At 71.8% G+C, this 20,314-nt stretch carries 13 protein-coding genes and 1 riboswitch; of the genes, 10 read left to right on the top strand and 3 right to left on the bottom strand.

The window, feature by feature from the left end:
- The first annotated feature begins 139 nt into the window (after positions 1-139).
- Genes ABTW95_RS02555 through ABTW95_RS02545 form a run of 3 tightly spaced genes read left to right on the top strand, consistent with a single transcriptional unit; the run spans position 140 to position 2,559 of the window.
- Complete coding sequence (locus ABTW95_RS02555; protein ID WP_396451918.1) at positions 140-1,183, top strand: hypothetical protein; 1,044 nt, start codon at positions 140-142, stop codon at positions 1,181-1,183.
- 53 nt (positions 1,184-1,236) lie between these two features.
- Positions 1,237-1,971 carry a class I SAM-dependent methyltransferase gene (locus ABTW95_RS02550; protein WP_396451917.1) on the top strand — a complete coding sequence of 245 codons (735 nt, stop codon included), beginning with the start codon at positions 1,237-1,239 and terminating at the stop codon, positions 1,969-1,971.
- A gap of 9 nt (positions 1,972-1,980) precedes the next feature.
- The gene (locus ABTW95_RS02545; protein ID WP_500223845.1) at positions 1,981-2,559 is read left to right on the top strand and encodes a methyltransferase domain-containing protein; all 579 of its coding nucleotides are present in this window, start codon (positions 1,981-1,983) and stop codon (positions 2,557-2,559) included.
- Here ABTW95_RS02545 and ABTW95_RS02540 read toward each other — a convergent pair.
- On the bottom strand, positions 2,556-3,374 hold the full coding sequence (locus tag ABTW95_RS02540) for an exodeoxyribonuclease III (protein ID WP_396454908.1): 819 nt from the start codon (positions 3,372-3,374) through the stop codon (positions 2,556-2,558). The two genes, ABTW95_RS02545 and ABTW95_RS02540, sit on opposite strands and share 4 nt — an antisense overlap.
- 214 nt (positions 3,375-3,588) lie before the next feature.
- On the opposite strand from ABTW95_RS02540, the gene ABTW95_RS02535 reads away from it, so the two are divergent.
- Both ABTW95_RS02535 and ABTW95_RS02530 read left to right on the top strand, forming a co-directional pair.
- Positions 3,589-4,740: an FKBP-type peptidyl-prolyl cis-trans isomerase gene (locus ABTW95_RS02535; RefSeq protein WP_500223841.1), complete on the top strand. Its 1,152-nt coding sequence runs from the start codon at positions 3,589-3,591 to the stop codon at positions 4,738-4,740.
- A gap of 635 nt (positions 4,741-5,375) precedes the next feature.
- Positions 5,376-7,628 (top strand): transglycosylase domain-containing protein, encoded by a 2,253-nt coding sequence (locus tag ABTW95_RS02530; RefSeq protein WP_500223837.1) that lies wholly within the window; start codon positions 5,376-5,378, stop codon positions 7,626-7,628.
- Positions 7,629-7,718: 90 nt separating this feature from the next.
- On the opposite strand, the gene ABTW95_RS02525 is transcribed toward ABTW95_RS02530, so the two are convergent.
- Positions 7,719-8,090: a DUF8711 family protein gene (locus ABTW95_RS02525; protein WP_500223834.1), complete on the bottom strand. Its 372-nt coding sequence runs from the start codon at positions 8,088-8,090 to the stop codon at positions 7,719-7,721.
- A 59-nt stretch (positions 8,091-8,149) separates the two neighbouring features.
- Positions 8,150-8,266, top strand: a riboswitch (SAM riboswitch).
- 41 nt (positions 8,267-8,307) lie between these two features.
- Between ABTW95_RS02525 and ABTW95_RS02520 the strand changes: the two genes are divergently transcribed.
- From ABTW95_RS02520 to ABTW95_RS02505, 4 genes are all read left to right on the top strand, one after another.
- Complete coding sequence (locus ABTW95_RS02520) at positions 8,308-9,558, top strand: aminotransferase class V-fold PLP-dependent enzyme (RefSeq protein ID WP_500223831.1); 1,251 nt, start codon at positions 8,308-8,310, stop codon at positions 9,556-9,558.
- A 102-nt stretch (positions 9,559-9,660) separates the two neighbouring features.
- Complete coding sequence (locus ABTW95_RS02515; RefSeq protein WP_500223827.1) at positions 9,661-14,541, top strand: SseB family protein; 4,881 nt, start codon at positions 9,661-9,663, stop codon at positions 14,539-14,541.
- Complete coding sequence (locus ABTW95_RS02510; protein ID WP_396450177.1) at positions 14,538-14,906, top strand: UCP033725 family protein; 369 nt, start codon at positions 14,538-14,540, stop codon at positions 14,904-14,906. The genes ABTW95_RS02515 and ABTW95_RS02510 overlap by 4 nt, the downstream gene beginning before the upstream one ends.
- A gap of 146 nt (positions 14,907-15,052) precedes the next feature.
- Positions 15,053-16,093 carry a hypothetical protein gene (locus ABTW95_RS02505; RefSeq protein WP_500223820.1) on the top strand — a complete coding sequence of 347 codons (1,041 nt, stop codon included), beginning with the start codon at positions 15,053-15,055 and terminating at the stop codon, positions 16,091-16,093.
- A 554-nt stretch (positions 16,094-16,647) separates the two neighbouring features.
- On the opposite strand, the gene ABTW95_RS02500 is transcribed toward ABTW95_RS02505, so the two are convergent.
- The gene (locus ABTW95_RS02500) at positions 16,648-17,511 is read right to left on the bottom strand and encodes a TrmH family RNA methyltransferase (protein WP_500223818.1); all 864 of its coding nucleotides are present in this window, start codon (positions 17,509-17,511) and stop codon (positions 16,648-16,650) included.
- Between the two features lie 233 nt (positions 17,512-17,744).
- On the opposite strand from ABTW95_RS02500, the gene ABTW95_RS02495 reads away from it, so the two are divergent.
- The gene (locus ABTW95_RS02495) at positions 17,745-20,045 is read left to right on the top strand and encodes a substrate-binding domain-containing protein (RefSeq protein WP_500223814.1); all 2,301 of its coding nucleotides are present in this window, start codon (positions 17,745-17,747) and stop codon (positions 20,043-20,045) included.
- Positions 20,046-20,314: the final 269 nt, after the last annotated feature.

Raw genomic sequence — 20,314 nt, 5'->3', positions numbered from 1 at the left:
CCGCCGGGTGACCGGCCGCCCCGTGACGCCGGCCGCGCTCGCCGGTGGCGGGACGGACACATCTGCGCATCGCCCGTTCCGGGCAGCCGGCGCTTCGCTAGGATCGAAGCGTCGACAATTGCCACCTCGAGGGCGAGTGATGACAGCGGACGGTGCGCCGAAGTCTCTCTCCGACATCACCAGGGACATGGGCCTGAACATGTCCGATGTCGCGGCGTTCTCCGGCCTCGACGAGAGCACGATCTTCCGGCTGTGGGACAACGCCGAATGGCTCGACCGGGTCAGCGGACGGTCCCTGCAGAGCCTCATGTCGTCCGTTCCGGGAATCGCCGAGTACTCGATGGCGCACGCCGTCCGGAAAAGGCGCGACGGGCTGATCGGCGACCTGCACGGCGAAGGGCTCACGGTCGACCTGAAGGCCCTGGAGAACTCCACCGTCGCGCAGCAGCACCTGCTGAACGCGCTGGAGGCGGCCCTGCACATCATGCGCGGGGAGGCCACGCAGAAGACGTCGTCGTTCATCGCCCGCTTCTGGGGGCGCGAGCAGGACCGCGCGCTCGAATCGATCTACTCGCCCGAGCCCGACGGGCTGCTGACGGACCCGCAGAAGCTCTTCGACGCCTCCCTCGACCTGGCGCCCCGGCTGAACCGCAAGACCTACTCGTTCCACTCGATCCTGGCGCTCAACATCCTGACGCACCAGGTCAGCAAGGTGACGGGGAAGCTGGAGGCCGACCTCAGCTTCGAAGTCCCCGGGCGGCAGAGCGCGTTCATGATGCGCGGCGTCGTGATGGGGTCCCTGATCAGCTCGGACGACTTCGACCTCGCCGAGCGCTACCGCAGGGAACTGGACGCGACACCCGTGTACGCCGCCCTTGAGGAATGGGCGTTCCCGACCTACACCAGAGACGGCCGGATCAGCAGCGACTTCACTTTGCCGAGCTCCCTGTCGCTGCGCAACACGGCAACCGAGGTGCTGCGCGAGATAGCGGTCTACAACGACGCCTACCTGTACTACCTGGTGTCGACGTACATTCCGCTGGCACTGAAACGCGACCCCGCGTTCGGCGGCAAGATCACCGAGCTGATCCAGGCGCTGGAACTGCGCGGGGCCGACTGCCGGAACAGAACGACCAGACAGACCTGCAACACGCTGGTGCGGCGGCTCAAGGGCGCCGCCTGAACCGCGTGGCACACCTGAGGAATGGGGAGCCGGTGGAGGACACGGCGCAAGCCATGGCGAATCTGACGCGCGAGAGGTGGGAGGCCAACGCGCAGTACTGGGTCAAGGTCATCAGGGAGGGCCGCGACCGATACCGCACCGAACTGACCGACGCCGCCGTCCTCGACGCCGTAGGCGAATGCGCCGGGCTCCGCGTGCTGGACGCCGGGTGCGGCGAGGGCTACCTGTCCCGCAAGCTCGCCTCCATGGGCGCGGACGTGACCGGCGTGGACGCCGCGCAGGGCCTCATCGACGCCGCCTCGTCCCACCCTTCGCCCGGCGCCAGGTTCATCCGCGCCGGCGTCGAGGACCTCCCCCTCAAGGACGGCGAGTTCGACCTCGTCCTCTGCAACCACCTTTTCAGCCACCTGCAGGACCCGACCCGCGCCATCGGCGAGTTCGCGCGCGTGCTGCGCGGCGGCGGCCGGCTGATCCTGCTGACCCTGCACCCCTGCTTCTACGTGAAGAACTCCGAGCAGGGCGCGATGAACAGCGTCCCGGCGGAGGAGTACTTCGCCTCGCGCGGCATCGACCAGAGGTTCCTGGTGGACGGCCTGGAGTCCCCTTCGGTGATCACGAGCTGGCTCCGGCCGCTGGAGTACTACGCTGGAACGCTCCGAGACGCGGGATTCGTCATCGCCGACCTGCGCGAGCCGCACCCTACGGCGGAGCAGCTGCGCGACGACCCGTGGTGGCGGAAGGGCTTCCCCACCGCCATGTTCCTCCTGCTGATCGCGGAGCGGCGCTAGGGTCGCCGCATGGACCCCGAGCTGGCGGAGCATCCGGACAGGCTCCGGTGGAACGCCAAGTACGGGGACGCTCCCGCGCTGTCGCCCGTCCATCCGCTGGCGGAGCGGGCGCTCGCGCTGGGGTTCCCCGACGGCCCCGTGCTCGACCTGGCCTCGGGGCCGTCCGGCAGCGCCCTGCTGGCCGCCGGCGCCGGGCGCCGCGTGACCGCCGTGGACATCTCCGAGACCGCCCTCGGCCGGCTCGGCGCGGAGGCCCGGCGGCGCGGCCTCGGCCCGCTGATCACGCTCGTCCAGGCCGATCTGGGGCGGTGGCGGCCCGAGCCGCCCGGCTACGCGCTCGTCCTGTGCACGGGGTTCTGGGACCGCGCCGTGTTCGGGCGCGCCGCCGGCGCCGTCCTGCCCGGCGGCCTGCTGGCCTGGGAGGCGTTCACCGAGGCGGCCCGCCGCGACCGGCCGCGGATGCCCGCCGAATGGTGCCTGGCCCCCGGCGAGCCCGCCTCGCTGCTCCCGGACGGCTACACCGTCCTGGACCAGGCCGACGACCCCTCGGCGGGGAAACGCCGCCTCCTGGCCCGGCGCGGCGGCTAGCCGAGGTCGACGACCACCGGGGCGTGGTCGGACGGGCCTTTGCCCTTGCGGGCTTCGCGGTCCACGTAGGCGGAGTCGACCCGCTCGGCGAAGGCGTCGTTCCCGTAGACGAGGTCGATGCGCATGCCGAAGTTCTTGTGGAACATCCCCGCCCGGTAATCCCAGTAGGTATAAGGGTGCGGGCCCTTCATCGGGGTCGGGACGATGTCGTGGAGGCCGAGGCCGAGCAGTTCGGCGAGGGCCTGGCGCTCGGCCGGGGTGACGTGGGTGGAGTCGGCGAAGACGGACGGATCCCAGACGTCGTCGTCCGTGGGGGCCACGTTGTAGTCGCCCGCCGCCATCAACGGCGTCCCCGCGGACAGCTCGTCGGCCAAGGCGTCGCGCAGGGCGGCGAACCAGGCGAGTTTGTAGCGGTAGTGGGCCGATTCCGGGGTGCGGCCGTTCGGCGCGTAGAGCGACCAGACCCGGATCCCGCCGCAGGTGGCGCCGATCGCGCGGGCCTCCGGGACGAGGAGGGCGGGCTCGGTCAGCTTCGCCTGCGCCTCGGCCTCGCCCTCGTATACGGGCTCGCCGGGGAAGCCTTTTGAGACGTCCTCAATGCCGACCCGTGAAAGAATCGCGACTCCGTTCCACCGGCCGTCGCCGTGCGCGGCGGCGGCGTAGCCGAGTTCCGCGACGTCGCCGGCCGGGAAGTCGCGGGCCGCGCACTTGGTCTCCTGCAGGCAGACGACGTCGGGTTCCGTCCCGTCCAGCCAGGCGAGAAGGCGCGGGAGGCGGGCCTTCACCGAGTTGACGTTCCACGTCGCGAGGCGCATCCCCCCAGCCTGCCACCCGGGAGGGGTGGATCATTCCCCCCGCAGAGATATCCTGGCGGCTTCTCCAGTCCCCTGCCGGACGGCACCGCGGTCCCCGCGTGACCGGTAGATTGCGGGTCGGCCTCCTTTACACGGTTTTCACGCTGTGCTTAGCCCGGCCCTGGAAGGGTGGTCACGTTCGCGATGTCGTCTAACCCGGAGCAAGTGAGGAACCATGTCCGAGGATGACAAGCCCCGGGGCAAGCCGACGGTCAAGGCGAAGGCGAAGATTCCGAACGCCCAGAGCATCCGCAGCCCCGAGTTCACCCCGCACGGCATCAGCGCCGGGCGGGGCAGCGGGCTGAACCGGCCGTCCGCCCCGTCCGCGCTCACCGCCAAGCAGGCGCGCAAGCGGCGGATGATGATGATCGCCGGGATCGTGGTGGCCGCACTGGCGATCTCCGGCGGCGTGTACTGGTGGGTCAACCGCCCCGATCCGGTGATCGAGGTGACCGGCAAGTTCGCGGCCGAGCCCGAGGTCGAGATCCCCACCAAGCTCGCGCCGACCACGACGCTGAAGATCACCACCCCGATCAAGGGGACCGGCCGCGCCCTCGCCGACGGCGACACCGCCTACGTCTCGTTCGCCACCTACAAGTGGTCGAAGGACAAGGACGACGAGAACTCGCGCGTCAAGAGCAAGAGCGAGAAGGTCAGCTCCACGTGGGAGCAGCAGGGCCAGCAGCCGGGCGGCCCCCGGCCCCTCGTCCTCGGCAAGAGCGGGCTGAAGGAGATCGACAAGAACCTGGTCGGCAAGACCGTCGGCAGCCGCGTCGTGCTGCAGCTCCCGCCGTCCAAGGACCTCAGCCAGCTGAGCCCGCAGCAGATCACCGACAAGGACGCGGTGGTGTTCGTCATGGACATCCAGGCCGCCGTCCCGAAGGACCCGAAGCCCGAGGGCACCGCGAAGAAGCTGGACGACAAGAACCTGCCGAAGGTCGAGGACAAGGGCGCCAAGGAGCCCAAGATCACGATCCCGGACGCGGACGCGCCGGACAAGCTGCAGGTCAAGACCCTCGTCGAGGGCACCGGCCCGGCGCTGGCCAAGGGCGACGACGCCGTCGTGAACTACGTCGGCAAGATCTGGAAGAGCGGCGACAAGTTCGACTCGAGCTGGGACAACAAGCAGCCGGTGAGCTTCCCGATCGGCACCGGCGCGACGATCCCGGGCTTCGACAAGGGCCTGACCGGCGCGAAGGTCGGCAGCCGCGTCCTGCTCGTGCTGCCGCCCGAGGAGGGCTACGGCAAGGACGGCAACCCGCCCAAGATCAAGGGCGACGACACCCTGGTGTTCGTCGTGGACGTCCTCGCGAAGATCCAGAAGTGAGGACGGGCGCGGCGGGGCCGCGCGCGGGCGGGAGCGCCTGAGGGCGCCGCCCGGAAACGATGTGCGAGCGGCGGGGCACCGATCGGTGCCCCGCCGCTCGGCGTTCGCGGAAAGTCGTCATTGCGGCGTGCGTCACGACAACCGGCGGACCGGATTGCCCGTCCTCTTATCGGGAGGCCATGGGTTGCGCATTGGGCGGCCGGCGCACGCGTCCCCTCAGGTATCGTCGGTAACGCATTAATCACGGGGGGCTTGTGAGCGACAGCGAAAAGGCCCCGGAGGGCGAGGCGCCCACCGGGCCGGCCGAGGTGGACCGGCAGGACACCGAGGCAGCGGCACCGGCCGGCACGGACGGACCGGCGACCGGCACGCTGACCGCGGACACCGAAGAATCCATCGAAGACACCGAATTCTCGGACGTGCAAAACAAATCACAGAACGGCGATAAGAACGGCGAAGCACCCGACTCCGCCGCCGATGCCGTCGAATCGCCTGCTACCGGAACGGCCGCCGCCGAATCGGATGATGCGGGCGAGGCGGAGGAACCCGGCAAGGCGGCAGGTGAGTCCCGTGCGGACTCCGGGGAACCGGCGTCCGATGGTGTTGAGGCACCGGTCACCGGTGATACCAAGACCATGCCCGCCTCGTCACAGCCCGGCTCGCCACAGCCCGGCTCGTCCGGCCACGGCCGGCCCCGGCGCGGCGGGCCGCCGCCCGGCGGCCGCGGCGGCGGAGGCGGCGGGGGCAAGGGCCCCGGGAAGCCGCGGAGCCGCAGATCGCGGCTGCTGCGCCGGACGCTGTTCCTGCTGCTCGGGTTCATCGGGTTCTGCATCGCGGCGTTCGCCGTCGCCTACCTGTTCACCCCGGTGCCGTCCCCGCAGGAGAAGGCGATCGCGCAGGGGCCGACGTTCTACTACTCCGACGGCAAGACGCAGATCGCGAAGACCGGCATCAACCGGGACGCCGTCGACCTCGACCGCGTCCCCGAGAGCACCCGCAACGCGGTCATCGCGGCGGAGAACGACAGCTTCTACGACGACCCCGGCGTGTCCGTGGAGGGCACCACCCGGGCGTTCTGGTCCACGGTGACCGGCAAGCAACTGCAGGGCGGGTCCACGATCACGCAGCAGATGGTCCGCAACTACTACGGCGGCATCGGCAAGGAGCGGTCGGTCACCCGCAAGCTCAAGGAGATCATGGTCGCGCTGAAGGTCGACCGGGAGAAGTCCAAGGACTGGATCCTGGAGCAGTACCTCAACACGATCTACTTCGGGCGCAACGCCTACGGGGTGCAGGCCGCCGCGCACGCCTACTACGACAAGGACGTCTCCGACCTGACCCCGGCCGAGGGCGCCTACCTCGCGGCGGCGATCCAGCAGCCGAGCAACTTCGCCGACCCGACCGGCCACCAGCGCGCCGCCGCCGAGCAGCGGTGGCGCTCCGTGGTCGGCAACATGGTGCAGGACGGCTACCTGACGTCCGCCGACGCGGCCGCGATGGAGTTCCCGGTACCGGTCAAGCAGAAGATCACCGACGTCCTCAAGGGCCAGAAGGGCTACATGGTCAACGTGGCCAAGAAGGAGCTCACCGAGCGCCGCGGCTACAGCGAGGACGAGATCAACCGCAGCGGGCTGAAGATCACCACGACGTTCGACAAGCGGCTGATGGACGCGATGAAGCAGGCCGTGGTGCGCAACACCCCGGACGGGATGAGCAAGAAGATCCGCACCGGGGCCGTGTCGGTCGACCCGGCCACCGGGCAGGTGCTCGCCTTCTACGGCGGCCGCGGCTACCTGGAGGAGGCGCTGAGCAGCGCCTTCGGCGACTGGGCGCAGGCCGGGTCCGGGTTCAAGCCGATCGCGCTCGCCGCCGCGCTGCAGGACGGGCGGTCGCTCGGCACCACCTACGACGGCAGCTCCCCGCAGACGTTCGCCGGGCATGCCATCCACAACGACAGCAACGAGAGCTTCGGGACGGTGAACCTCGTCACCGCCACCCAGCACTCCATCAACACCGCCTACGTCAACCTCGGCCGGGACATCGGCAACGAGAAGATCGCCGAGATGGCGGAGAAGATGGGCATCCCCGCGTCGCAGATGACCGAGGAGCAGCGGAACGCCGCCACGTTCCCGCTCGGCATCGTGTCGCTGCACCCCGTCCAGCAGGCGGGCGTGTACGCGACGTTCGCCTCGGAGGGCGTGCACCGGACGCCGTTCGTGGTGAAGTCCGTCACCGACAACGAGAACCACAAGCGGACGTTCACCGAGAAGGGGAACCGGGCGCTCAGCGCGCAGAACGCGCGGGACGCGACGTACGCGATGCAGAAGGTCGTGCAGGGCGGCACCGGGACGAACGCCCAGCTTCCCGACGGGCGCGACGTCGCGGGCAAGACCGGCACGACCGACGAGGGCAAGGCGATCTGGTTCAACGGGTTCATCCCGCAGATGGCGACGTCCGTCGCGATGTTCCGCGGCGACAACAAGCCGCTGAACATCCCCGGGTACGGCGCGTACGGCGGGCAGCTTCCCGCGCAGATCTGGCGCGCCTACATGACGGACGCCGTCGCCATCAAGGACTACCCGCCCAAGTCGTTCGGGTCGCCGTCGATGCGGCCGGGCGGCGGCTACGACCGGCCGACGGGCCCGAGCACGCCGGGGCGGACGGAGCCGCCGCGCACCATCGAGCCGTCCGGGCCTCCGCCGACCACGGAGGAGCCGGAGATCCCGACGCCGCCGGCCGGCCCGCCCACCACCGTCCGGCCGCCGGACGGCGGAGGCGGCGGAAGCGGCGGCGGTGACACCGGCGGCGGAGGCGATGGCGGAGGCGGCGGCGGGGGCACCGGCGGCGGAGGCGGCGACGGCGGCGGCCGCTCGGGCTCGAGCGGCTGACCTCGCGCCCCGGGCTCGGCAACCGCCCAGTCGCAGGCCCTGCCAGTCGCAGGCCCTGCCAGCCGCAGGCTCTGTTAGTCGCAGGCTCTGTTAGTCGCAGGCTTTGCCGATCCTGGCGGGCGTCTCCTTCATCACGGCGTTGAGCTGGGAGACGTCGCCGGTGCCGACGGCGGGGGCGGCGGCGCGCAGCTTGTCCGCCTCCGCCTTCAGCGCCTTCTTCAGGTCGCCGTCGTCGGCCTTCTTCGCGAGCCCGTCCAGGCGCCCCGCGAGCTGCTCGGTCGGGGCCCGCCACTGCGCGGGCTCCCCCGCCGGAATGCTCTTGATCTTGGTGACGTACTGCTGGAACGCCTCTTTCGTGTCGGCGCACACCTGGCCGGTGTTGCCGCCGAGCACCCCGCACCCGTTCAGGGCGCCGAGCGCCACCACGCCCCCGGCCAGCGCCCGAACCACCCCGTACCGCATCGCTTCCTCCTGCTCAGTCCCCTTGATCCCCGACCGGACCCGCATATAATTCCGCACTAGGTCATGAGCGCCAGCGTCAAGCCCCGGCTTGCTGGCCGGCAACCCTTCGTCCGCGATGGGGTGCCCCGGGTGAGGACCTGGCCGGACGCGGCACCGCGTTCCGGCAAGCGCGGATCCCGAGCCGACGTCCGGGGTCCCTGACCCGGAAGGTCCCGGTATGCCCACGCTTCTCTCCCCCATCACGCCTGCTGTGACGCGCCCCGAGGGGGTCCGGGTTCGCCGGATTCCGCGCGTCGTGGGGGCGGACGCCCCGGTGCCGCTGCGGGACGGCGGCCGCATCCCCTACGCCAACCTCGACTACGCCGCGAGCGCGCCCTGCCTGGAGGCGGTGCACGAGGCCGTCGCCCGCGCGCTGCCGTACTACAGCAGCGTCCATCGCGGCGCGGGCTACGCCTCGCAGGTCACGACGGCCGCGTACGAGGAGGCCCGCGAGACCGTCCGCGCGTTCCTCGGGGCGTGGCGGCGTTCGGCGGTCGTGTTCACCCGCAACACGACCGACTCGATGAACCTGCTGGCGCACGCCGTCCCCGCCGGGACGAGCGTCGTCGTCTTCGAGACCGAGCACCACGCCTCGCTCCTGCCGTGGCGGCGCGCCGTGCGGCTCCCCGCGCCCGCCACCCCGGCCGAGGCGGTGTCCGCCGCCGACCGCGCGCTCCGCTCCTGCCCGGTCGGGCCGCGGCTGCTCGTCGTCACCGCCGCGTCCAACGTCACCGGCGAGCTGTGGCCCGTCGCGGAACTCGCGCGGGCGGCGCACCGCAACGGCGCCCGCATCGCGGTGGACGCGGCGCAGCTCGTCCCGCACCGCCCGCTCGACATGACCGCGCTCGGCCTGGACTACGCCGCGTTCTCCGGCCACAAGCTGTACGCGCCGTTCGGCGCCGGCGTCCTCGCCGGCCGCGCCGACTGGCTGCGCGCCGCCGACCCGTACCTGAAGGGCGGCGGGGCGAGCGCGTCGGTCGGCGCCACGACCCGGTGGGCGCCTGCCGCGGAGCAGCGCCACGAGGCGGGCTCGCCGAACGTCCTCGGCGCGATCGCGCTGGCCGCCGCCTGCACGGCCCTGTCCTCCCGCTGGGACGAGATCGCCGCCCACGAGCAGGCCCTGACCGGGCGGCTGCGGGCCGGGCTCTCCGCCCTGCCGCGGGTGAGAGAACTGTCACTGTGGGGCGGCCAGGCGCCGCGCGTCGGCATCGTGTCGTTCACCGTGGACGGCTGGAACGCCCGCGACGTGGCGCTTACGCTGTCGGAGGAGCACGGCATCGGGGTCCGGGACGGGCGGTTCTGCGCGCACCCCTTCGTCCGGCACCTGGCGGGCGGCGGCACCGCCGTCCGCGCCAGCCTCGGCCTGGGGACGACCGAGGAGCACGTGGACCGGCTGCTCACGGCCCTCGCCGGGCTGACCGAGCGCTGACCTGCGCGTCCCCGCGCGCGGTCAGATGATTATGCTCTTTGGTCCTGTTCGCCCATGTAGCGTAGGCAGTCGCGCGGGGACGAGCACGGAGGAAAACAGGGGGTGGCGACCGTGGCCGACGCGTGGCGACCCACGTCGGAGCTGGAGCACCGACTGCAGGAGACCGTACGGGCCGGGGACCAGGAGAGCTACTTCCGCCTCCTCGCGGACAGCGAACTCGTCGTCCCCGTCCCGCCCGAGCTGGTGGACGGCGTGCTCGCCAACGAGACCCAGCCGTCGTGGCCGACGCAGGAGGAGGACGGCCGCGTCCACGTCCTCGTCTACACCTCCGCGTCGGCGATGCGCGCCTGCCTGGGGCCGTCCTACCAGCACTTCATGACCGTCCGGTTCGGCGACATCGCCGAGACGTGGCCTGACTCCCGCTGGTGGCTCGCCATCGACGCGCCCGCCCACGGCGTCGGCACCGTCCTGCCCATCGAGGCGCGGATGCCGGCCTGGTTCGTCCGCCAGGTCGCCGAGGGCGACGGCCGCCCGCCGCAGGTCGGCCGCGCTCCCGCCCCGTGGGAGGAGCTCCGCGACCAGCACCGCGAGCTGCCCCGGCAGTCGCCCCGCCCCGAGTTCCAGCCGGCGAACGACGTCGAGCGAGAACTGCTGCGCGCCGCCGCGAACAACGACCACGACCTGTTCCTGCAGACCCTCGCGGACACCGACGTCCTGCTGCCCGTCCCCGGCGACATGGACTTCGCGCTCCGCCCCGGCCGCCCCGGCTTCCCCTGGCAGACCCGCGAGGTGGACGGGTCCACGGTCGTGCCCGTCTTCACGTCCCCGGAACGCCTCCACGAGGCGTCCGCCCCCGGCACCGAGTACATCAAGCTGCCGTTCACCGTCGTCCTGCGCTACTGGCCGAACCACGACTGGCCGCTCGCCATCAACTCGGGCTCCCCGGCCGGCGGCACCGTCCTGGCCCAGCAGCTCCCCGGCCTCGCCACCTGGGCCGACCAGCGCGCCGCCCAGCGCATGACGGACCACTTCGAACCGCAGAACGACGTCGAGCAGCGCCTCTTCGACGTGGCCCGCCGCGGCGACACCGACGCCTTCTCCAAGACCCTCCTCGGCGCCCAGGTCCTGGTCCCCGCCGAGGCGGACACCCCTTGGGGGATCGTGCCGGGCGACCCCGACTTCCCGTGGCGGCCCGTCCCCATCCACGGCCGGACGTCCATCCAGGTGTTCACGTCCCTGAAGTGGATGAACGAGGCCATCGGCTCATCCCGCTTCATCATGCCGAGCCTCCAGGAGATGGTCGCCGCCTGGCCCGACACCGACTGGACGCTCGTCCTCAACCCGGGCACGCCCATCGACGCATCGATGACGGCCGAGCAGCTCCGCACCCTCCGCGGCCCGGCGAGCCCGCCGTCGGCCTCCACGCCCCCGCCCCCCGAGAACCCCGCGGTCCCCGTGGGCCCGGCCGTCCCGCCGGACCAGTCGAGCCACCCGCAGGAGGGCGCCGCCGCGCCGCGCGCAGACCAGGCCCTCACCGCCCACGGCGCCCCCACACCCGAGGGGGCACCCGGCCGGCCGAGCCCGGGACGTGGACCCGCGCACCCGGAGGAGGCGCCGCACAGCGCGTCCGGGATCGCCGGTGAACGCGACGCGGGACAACCCCCCAACGCCGAACCCGGCCGCCACGCAGGCCCTCCACCTGAGGGCGCCGCGGGGAGCTCCGGCCCGGCCTCCGTACCCGCCGAAGCGAACACGGCCGCGCCCGGACGGCACGCCGGCAACGCGGGGGCATCCAACCTGGCCGACACCGGGCCAGGCGCGCCCGGCACAGAACCCCGCCCGCAGGCCGCGTCCGGCATGCCGGGCGTCCCCGCAGTTCCGGCCGCTAGGCCGGGAGCCGGACGTGATGCCGCGCATCCCGGGGAAGCGCAGCCCGGCCACGCCGCCGGCTCGCCCCCCGAGGGCAACACAGGAACCCCGAGTACGTCCGATATGCCGGGTCAGCCGGGAGTGGGCGGTCCACCCGCGCACCCTGGGGAAACGCCTCACCAGGATGCCCGCGCGTCCGACATCTCCGGCGGAGCGCCTGGGGCTGGTGCGGACCCCGGCTCCCCGCAGGGAAGCGATGCGGGCACGATGCCGCCCGGCACAGGCGAGTCTGGTCAGCATGCCGGTTCGCCGTACGAGGGCAGCCCGGGCAGCGCGAGCACGTCCAACACACCCGGCGTCCCTCGCAACGCGGCCGGGACGGGCGCCGGACACGGGCAACCGGGCGCACCCGGCGCTGCGGCCGATCCGAACGTCACCACCCCGCAAGGAAGCAACACGGGCCCGCTGCCGCCCGGCACACCCTCCGGTACGGCTGAACCGGGCACCGCGCCCGGCCGCCACGCGGGTCCGCCGTACGACGGCGGTGCAGGGAGCACCGGCCCGACCGCCATGCCCGGCACGCCCCACGATGTGATCGGGACGAGCGCTGGACACGGGCAACCAGGCGCACCCGGCGCTGCGGCCGATCCGAACGTCACCACCCCGCAAGGAAGCAACACGGGCCCGCTGCCGCCCGGCACACCTTCCGGTGCGGCCGGAGCGAACACTGCACCCGGCACGAACGAGCCCAGCCGCCACGCCGGACCGCCCTACGAAGGCGACCTGGGCAACCCGGGCACAGCCAACACACCCGGCATCCCACACGAAGCGGCAAGCACAGCCATCGGACACGGACCCGGACAACCCGGCGCAGCGCCCGATCCACACCTCACCTCCCCACAGGGAAGTAACAGGGACCCGCTGGCGCCCGGCGCACCCTCCAGTGCGGCCGGAGCGGGCGCACCCGGCACGAACGAGCCCAGCCGCCACGCCGGACCGCCCTACGAAGGCGACCTGGGCAACCCGGGCACAGCCAACACACCCGGCATCCCACACGAAGCGGCAAGCACAGCCGCCGGACACGCACCCGGACAACCCGGCGCAGCGCCCGATCCACACCTCACCTCCCCACAGGGAAGTAACACGGACCCGATGCCGCCCGGCGCAGCCTCCGGTACGGCTGAACGGCCCGGTGCTGAGGCCAGTCCACACGCCGGTTCGCCACACGAGACCGGTGCGGCCATGATGCCGCCTGGCACGCCGAGCGGTGCGCCCGGAACGGGCGGCCCCCAGGGCGCACGCCACGCAGGCAATATTGCGGGCGGGGCCGAGCACGCTGGCCCGCCGTACGACGGCGGTGCGGGCGCGTCCAACGTGCCCGGCGTCCCCCACGACGCGGCCGGGGCGGGCGTCGGCTTCGCGGGTCAAACCGGCGGTCCGGGCAACGCGGGTCCGATGCCGCCTGGCGCACCCTCCGGTGCGGCCGGAGCAGGCACCGCACCCGGCACGAACGAGTCCGGTCGGCATGTCGGTTCGCCATATGAGGGCGGCCCCGGCGACGCGGGCACGTCCGACATGCCCGGCACGACGTCCAGCGCCGACGCCGGTCCGCAGGCCGGCTCCCCGCTGGGAAGCGATGCAGGCACGTCCGGCATGACTGGTCCACCCCGCGATGCGGCCGGGCTGGGCGGCGGTCAGAGCACGGGCCAGACCGGCATACCGGGCGCAGACGAGCCCGGTCGGCATGCCGGTTCGCCATACGAGAGCAGCCCGGGCAGCGCGAGCACGTCCAACATGCCCGGCGTCCCCCATGACGCGGCAGGGGCGGGCGCTGGACACGGGCGACCGAGCGCGGTCGAAGCCGAGGGTGCGATGCCGCCTGGCGCGCCCCCCGGTGCGGCTGGAGCTGGCGGCGCACAGGACGCCGGCCACGCAGGCGGTATGGCCTTCGGGGCCGAGCACGCCGGTTCGCCGCACGGCGGCGGTACGGGCGCGTCCGACGTGCCGGGCATCGGGACGGCGGGTGTCCCGGCGGGCGAAGGGGTCTCCGGTCGGCCTGGTGCGGGGCCGCCCGGGGCAGCCGGGGCCGGGCCGGCGTTGCGGGCCGTGGAGCCGCAGTTCGAGCCGGGGAACCGCATCGACCAGGAGCTTTACGAGGCCGCGTTGGGCGCGGACTCGGACGCGTTCTTGCGGGTGCTGCTCAACGCGAACGTTCTCGTGCCGATTCCGGAGGCGGCGCCGCTTGAGGTGACGCCCGTGCAGCGCGAGTTCCGCTGGGACGCCGCGCTGCGGGGCGAGTCGGCCGTGCAGGTGTTCACGTCGCTGGTCCGGCTGCGCGAGGTGCTGCCCGAGTCGCGGTTCGTGTACGCGGACTTCCGGGAGCTGATCGGCGCGTGGCCGCGGGACGACTGGGCGATGCTGGTCAACCCCGGGACGCGGATCGGGGCGTCGCTCCAGGGCGACCAGGTGCGGGCGCTCAGCGAGTGGGCGGTGCGGGTCGGGCTCGTCCCGGCGCGGCACGAGGTCCCGCCGCCGCCGCGGCCCGAGGCGGTGCCGGCGCGGCCCGAGGCGGTGCCGGCACAGCTGCCGACCGACCTGGACGACCCCGTCTCCTCCCCGACGATCATGCAGAAGGTCGTCCCGCACGGGCACGTCGCCTGGTACTTGGAGCAGGGCTACGACCGCGTCGGCGGGTTCGTGCACTCGACGAGCGACGTCGCCGACCTGCAGACGCCCGGCCAGCTGTACGAAGCGCTGGGGCTGCTGTACGACGGCTCCCCGTTCTCGCCCGCCGACGAGGGCGTGTACGTCATCCGGTGGCCCGCCTACTGCCCCGACCTGTACCGCATTCCCTTCGGCGGACGGGACGAGGCGGAGATGGCCGCCTGGGGCGACGCCGGCTGGGTAGTCGAGCGGCCGCCTTTCCTGGGCGGCGGGTTCGCGCCGGGGAGCACCGGGTCCATCCGCGAGTACAAGGTCGACAGCGTCCGGCTCCCGTATGGGGCAGAGATGTACTACCTCGGCCGTGACCGGTCCGAGCGGTTCGTGGCGATGTACGACCCGGACCGGCTCGCCTGGCTCCGGCCGGAGACGAACGGACGGGAGGCGCAATGATCCGGGACGGGTACGTCGCGCGCTGGCTCGGACGCGATTTCGAGGCCGCGCCCGGCGCCGACGGCGAGGTCAGGCTCTACGCGCCCGGCCCGACGGACGGGTTCGAGGAGCTCCGTCCCGGACGGTACCGCCGGATCGTCCCCGCGTCCGAGGTGGAGGACCTCCGCTACGTCCGGACGACGTGCCGCTGGCGCGGCGAGCGCTTCGTCATCGTGGGCGAGCATGAAAGCTGGCTGCGCGTCGAGTACACGGGCGGCCGGGCCCCGGTCGCCGAAAACCTGGGCCTCGACCGCATCGACCTGGGCGTCTGGCAGGCGTGGGCTCCCGCGACCGAGATCGAGGACGTCCGGGAGGAGATGATCTGACGTCCGGCGGGGTTGATTTGGCCCGGGTATCCGTGTTCGCTTGATACCCGAGGCGATCCCTCGGGTATTGCGTGACGGGCACGGGCGCTCAACGGCGACGCGACGGAGGTGCTGCGGCGGTGATCTGCCGATCGGCAGTCAAACCGATGTTCATCGGTCTCGGCACGGCCGCGGTCCTGGCCGCCGGCGGCGCGTCCGCCCTTGCCGCGGACACACCGAGCCCATCCGCACCGGGCACCACGGCCCCCGCCGCCGGGAAACTGGACGTGCACGTCACCCCGGTCGCCGCGAAAGTCGACCCGAAGGACTCCTTCGACATCACGACGACCATCACGGCCGTCGGCGGCGAGGTGGCGGACGCCAAGGTCACGGACGTCGCGGCGACCCTCGATGGAACGACGGTCACCGGTGTCTGCGGCTCGCCGTTCACCGCCGAGGAGTGCGGAGTCGGAGACCTGGCCGACGAGAAGAGCGGCACCGTCAAGTCGACGCTGAACATCCCGGCGGACGGTCCCGACAGCACTACGGACTACAAGGTCACCGTGACCGTCAAGGCGGCCGGCCTCGACCCCGTCAAGGCGTCCATGACCATCACGTACGTCGTGCCCGAGTCTTCGCCTTCGCCGACGCCCACGACGAGCACGCCGACCCCGTCGAAGTCGCCGTCCAAGTCGCCGTCGAAGTCGCCGTCCAAGTCGCCGTCGCGGAAGCCGTCCAAGCCTTCGCCCACTCCCACGAAGTCGTCGGGGTCCGGCGGCGGCGGTTCCGGCGGGAGCGGCGGCGGGTCGAGTTCGTCCGGCGGGTCGAGTTCGTCCGGCGGGTCGTCGTCCAGCGGGACGGGCGCGGGCGGAATCGTGCCGCCGTCGCCGAACTCGTCGTTCGACCCCAAGGACCCGCAGGTCGCGCTGCCGCCCATCCAGGCGCCCAGCCCGTCGGTCGCGCCGAGCCCGGTGCCCGGGTCCGGGACGCCGCAGAGCCGGCTGCAGGGGAACAAGGCGCCCGTCGCGCAGGACGTCACTTTCGAGCGAATGGCGAGCACGCAGATCGCGTGGCTTGCCGCCCTTCTCGTGGCGTTCTCCCTGCTGCTCACACAATTGCGGCTCGGACGGCGGCGCATGCCCGCCGGGGCCGTGAAACGCGCGAAGGGATCCCACCGCCGCACCCGCCGCGGCATGTTCGGCAAGTGACCGGTACGCGGCGGCACGACCCCTTCCGAATGCTGCGCGCCCGTGTAAGAGGCCAGTCAGAAGCCGAGCACCCGGATTGTGCGGCACAGCCGCCGCGCCTTTTGTATAACGCCCCGGCGCCAACCGCATAGGAACAAACCACCGACGGCACACCGTGGCACCGGCATAGCCCGCACTGGGAACTCGAACGCGCACAGCGAGAGTTCGCAATCCCTATTTTCAAGCCTTTCAACACCGTGTCCACGTCCCCCGCAGGAGAAGGCCACCCCACGACCTGGACGCCAGTATGTCCAGACCCAAAGAACGGGGGCAATTCCTCGAATCCGCACCCTCGCCCCATCCCGGCGGGCATCACCGACAATGAACGCCTGCACCCAGGAACGCAACACCATATACCGAATATGTTGCCGCCGGGTCTTGCCGCGAAATCTTCGGCAGCCGCCCGATGCGGCTCAATTCGACCGCCGCCGAGTCGTGCACGACTCGATTCATCATCCCGCCGGTCATCCCGCCTCCGAACACTCCGTCCTCAGCGCCATTCCGGCCGCCGCCCGCTATCGCCGGAGGAGGGTGTGGCAGGCGATGGCGGCGGCCGCGGTGACGTTGAGTGAGTCGACGCCGGCGGCCATCGCGTCCTCGCTCATCGGGATGCGGACCGCCTGATCGGCCTCGTCCAGCCAGTGGGACGAGAGGCCGTCGCCCTCGGAGCCCAGCATGAGGGCGGTGCGGGCGCCCATCGGCACCTCGTCGAGGGGCGCGGCCTTCCGGTCGGGGGTCAGCGCCAGGAGGGTGAAGCCCGCGGAGCGCAGTTCGGCCAGGTCATCGTGCCAGTTGGCCATCCGGGCGTACGGGATCGCGAACACCGCGCCCATCGAGACCTTCACCGCGCGGCGGTAGAGGGGGTCGGCGCACCGCGGGGACAGGATGATCGCGTCGATGCCCAGCGCGGCTGCGCACCTGAAGATGGAACCGACGTTCGCGTGGTCCACCAGGTCTTCCAGGACGAGGACGCGGCTCGGCGGCGTCCGCCGCGCGGCCCCGTCCGCGCCGGGCGCAGCGCGGAAGGCCCCGCCCAGGAGGTCCTCGATGGCCGGCAGGGGGAGGCGTTCGAGGGACGCCAGGGCGCCGCGGTGCACCTGGAAGCCGGTGATCGACTCCATGGTGGCGTCGTCCGCGACGTAGACCGGCGCCTCCACGCCGGACAGGACGTCGGCGAGGGGGTCGGCCCAGCGGCGCGCCATGAGGAGGGAGCGGACGGGGTGACCTGCGGCGACGGCGCGGCGGATCACCTTCTCGCCCTCGGCGATGAACAGGCCGTGCTCGGCCTCCAGGCTCTTGCGGAGGTTCACATCCCGCAGGCGCACGTAGTCTGTGATGCGCGGGTCGGCAGGGTCCGAGACGGGGACGAGGTGGGCCATGTCCCCAAGTCTGCCGCCCGCCGCGGCCGGATTCGGCCGGTCTTGAACCGGCGATCGCGCCGATCCGTACCGCGTTGGCGACAGTCCGTGACGGCCAGGGGCAATGCCAGGTTCGTCGGGACATACGGTGATGACCTGCGTCATTATCAGTTTTGAGTTCTTTGTAACCTCTGGTTCGTACTACTACAGTGCCGGGGAACATCGGCGGGTTTCTGGTGAATCGAGGGCAGGCCATGAGCGGACGTCATCGCAATGACTTCCCCGAAGGGATGGACGGCGGCTACGACCCGTCCAGGCCCGTCTTCGGTCCGGCCAACGACGGGTCGTCGGACTGGTTCGGGGCGCGGGACGGGCAGTCCCGCCCGCTCAACCAGCCCCCGGCGGGACCGCAGGGCGCGCCGCCCGGCGCGTCCGGCGAGACGCCGGAGTGGTTCACCCCGCGGCAGTCGTCCGAGGAGCGGGTCTACGGCTCCGGCGGGTTCGGCGGTGCGTCCGACGCGGGCGGCTACGGGCTCGGGCGGTCCGGCGGGTACCCGCAGGGCGAGCCGCGCCAGTCGTCCCCGCAGGGCCCGCCGCCGGAGTCCTCGCCGCTCGCCGGCACCGGGTACAGCGAGTACGACTCGATCAGCCGTTCCGACGGCGGCCCGTCGGGGTTCTTCGGCGGGTCCGGCGGCTCGGGAGGTTCCGGCGGCTCGGGAGGTTCGGGCGGTTCCGGCGGCTACGGCGGCGGATCGGGCGGCTACGACAGCGGGTCCGGCGGCTACGACAGCGGCTCCAGCGGCTACGAGTACGGGCGCCGCAAGCGCAAGCGCAGCGCGACCGCGCTGATCGGGCCGATGGCCGGGGCCGTGGGCCTCGCGCTGCTGCTCGGCGTCGGCGTCTACGCGTTCGCCGAGAGCGGCGGCGGCTGCTCCGGCGACGACGCGCTGAACCTGTCGGTCGCGGCGGCGCCGGACATCGCGCCGGTCGTGGAGAAGGCCGCCGGGCGCTTCAACGACGGCAAGGAGAAGGTCGACGGCAAGTGCGTCAAGGCGACGGTGAAGAAGGTCGAGCCGGCGTCGGTGACCCCCATGCTGTCCGGGCAGGCCCTGGCGAGCGGGTCCAACGAGCGCCCTGACGTGTGGATCCCCGACTCGTCCCTGTGGATCTCGCTGGCCCAGGCCGGCGCCAAGGGCGATGACAAGGGCGGCGTCATCTCCACCAAGACGACGCTCGCGAAGAGCCCGATCGTCGTGGGGCTGCCGCAGTCGCTCGCCGTCCAGCTGAAGAAGCAGGGCATCACCGCGAGCCCCTCGTGGGACAACCTGCTGAAGGCCGCCGGCGGCACCGCGGGCGGCGCGGTGACGAAGAACCAGATGATCCCGGCGGGCTCGGTGCGGCTGGTCGTGCCCGACCCGATGAAGAACGCGGCCGGCATGGGCTCGCTCATGGTGACGAGCATGCTGCTGGCGAACGACCCCAACCGCGACTCGATCTTCACCGGCATCGTCCGGACGGTCCGGGAGAGCACCGTCCCCACGACGGAGGCGGAGTTCGCGGCGTTCCGCAAGGACAAGGGCGGCAAGAAGCCGATCTCGCTGTCGTCCGAGCAGGCGCTGTACCAGTACAACCAGACGAAGCCGGCGGAGCCCGCGGTGGCGCTGTACCCGATCGAGGGCACGCTGTCGCTGGACTACCCGTTCACCGTCACCAGCAAGGACGCCGCCAAGCAGAAGGCGGCCAGGCTGCTGGAGAAGGCGATGAGCACCGAGGCGACCCGCAAGGACGTCCTCGCGCTCGGCTTCCGCACCCCGGACAGCAAGGCGCCGTCCGGCTTCAACCAGGCGGCCGGGGTCAGCCCGGCCAAGCCGCGGCAGCTGCCCACGCCGAAGAGCCAGGACGTCGCGAAGATCATGCAGGCGTGGTCGAAGCTGACGCTCGGCCTGCGCATGCTGACGCTGATCGACGTGTCCGGCTCGATGCTGGAGAAGGTCGGCCCGAACACCAACCGGCTGCAGGCCATCGCGCAGGTGTCGCAGGGCGGGCTGAGCATGATGTCCAACGACACCGAGCTCGGCCAGTGGCTGTTCTCCACGAACATGAACGGCGACCTGCCCTACAAGGTCACGGTGCCGATCGGCCCGCTCGGCGAGCGGATCGGGTCCAACACCCGGCGCGGCCTCGTCCTCTCCACGCTCAACTCGATGAAGCCGAAGCCGAACGGCGACACCGGGCTGTACCGGACGATGCTGGCCGCGTACAAGAAGATGAACGAGACCTACAAGCCGGAGTTCGGCAACTCGATCCTGCTGCTCACGGACGGCAAGAACGACGACGACGGCGGCCCCACGCTGAAGGAGACGCTGAAGCAGCTCAAGGCCATGCAGGACCCGAACAAGCCGATCCAGGTCAACATGATCGGGTTCGGCAAGGGCGTGGACCGCAACGAGCTGGAGCAGATCGCGGCGGCCACCAACGGCAACGTCCAGGTCGCCCAGACCCCGCAGGAGATCTCCAAGATCTTCCTCAAGATGCTGTCCCGCCGGATCCAGTGATCAGCAGTCGGTGATCTTACGGACGCGTCAGGTAGTTCTTGTTTTTTCCTGCGGTTCGGTGTCAACCGGGCGCAGCAGCCGATCGTCAAACGTGTGGAGGCCCGACGGGGAGCGGGGCCGTCGGGCCTCCGACTCAACTTTCCCCCAGCCCGAGACGGGGATGCGACCGCCGGGCGAACCGGCGGCGGACGAGTGCACCGCTCCCCTCTTGGATCTTCCGGACGGTCCCCAGTGCCGCGGACGCGGAAGACGAACACTGCCCGCGGGAG

Source organism: Spirillospora sp. NPDC127506 (genome assembly GCF_040302145.1).
Lineage (GTDB): Bacteria > Actinomycetota > Actinomycetes > Streptosporangiales > Streptosporangiaceae > Spirillospora.
The sequence above is the reverse complement of the archived record's forward strand: the minus strand, read 5'-3'. Positions and strand labels throughout refer to the sequence as shown.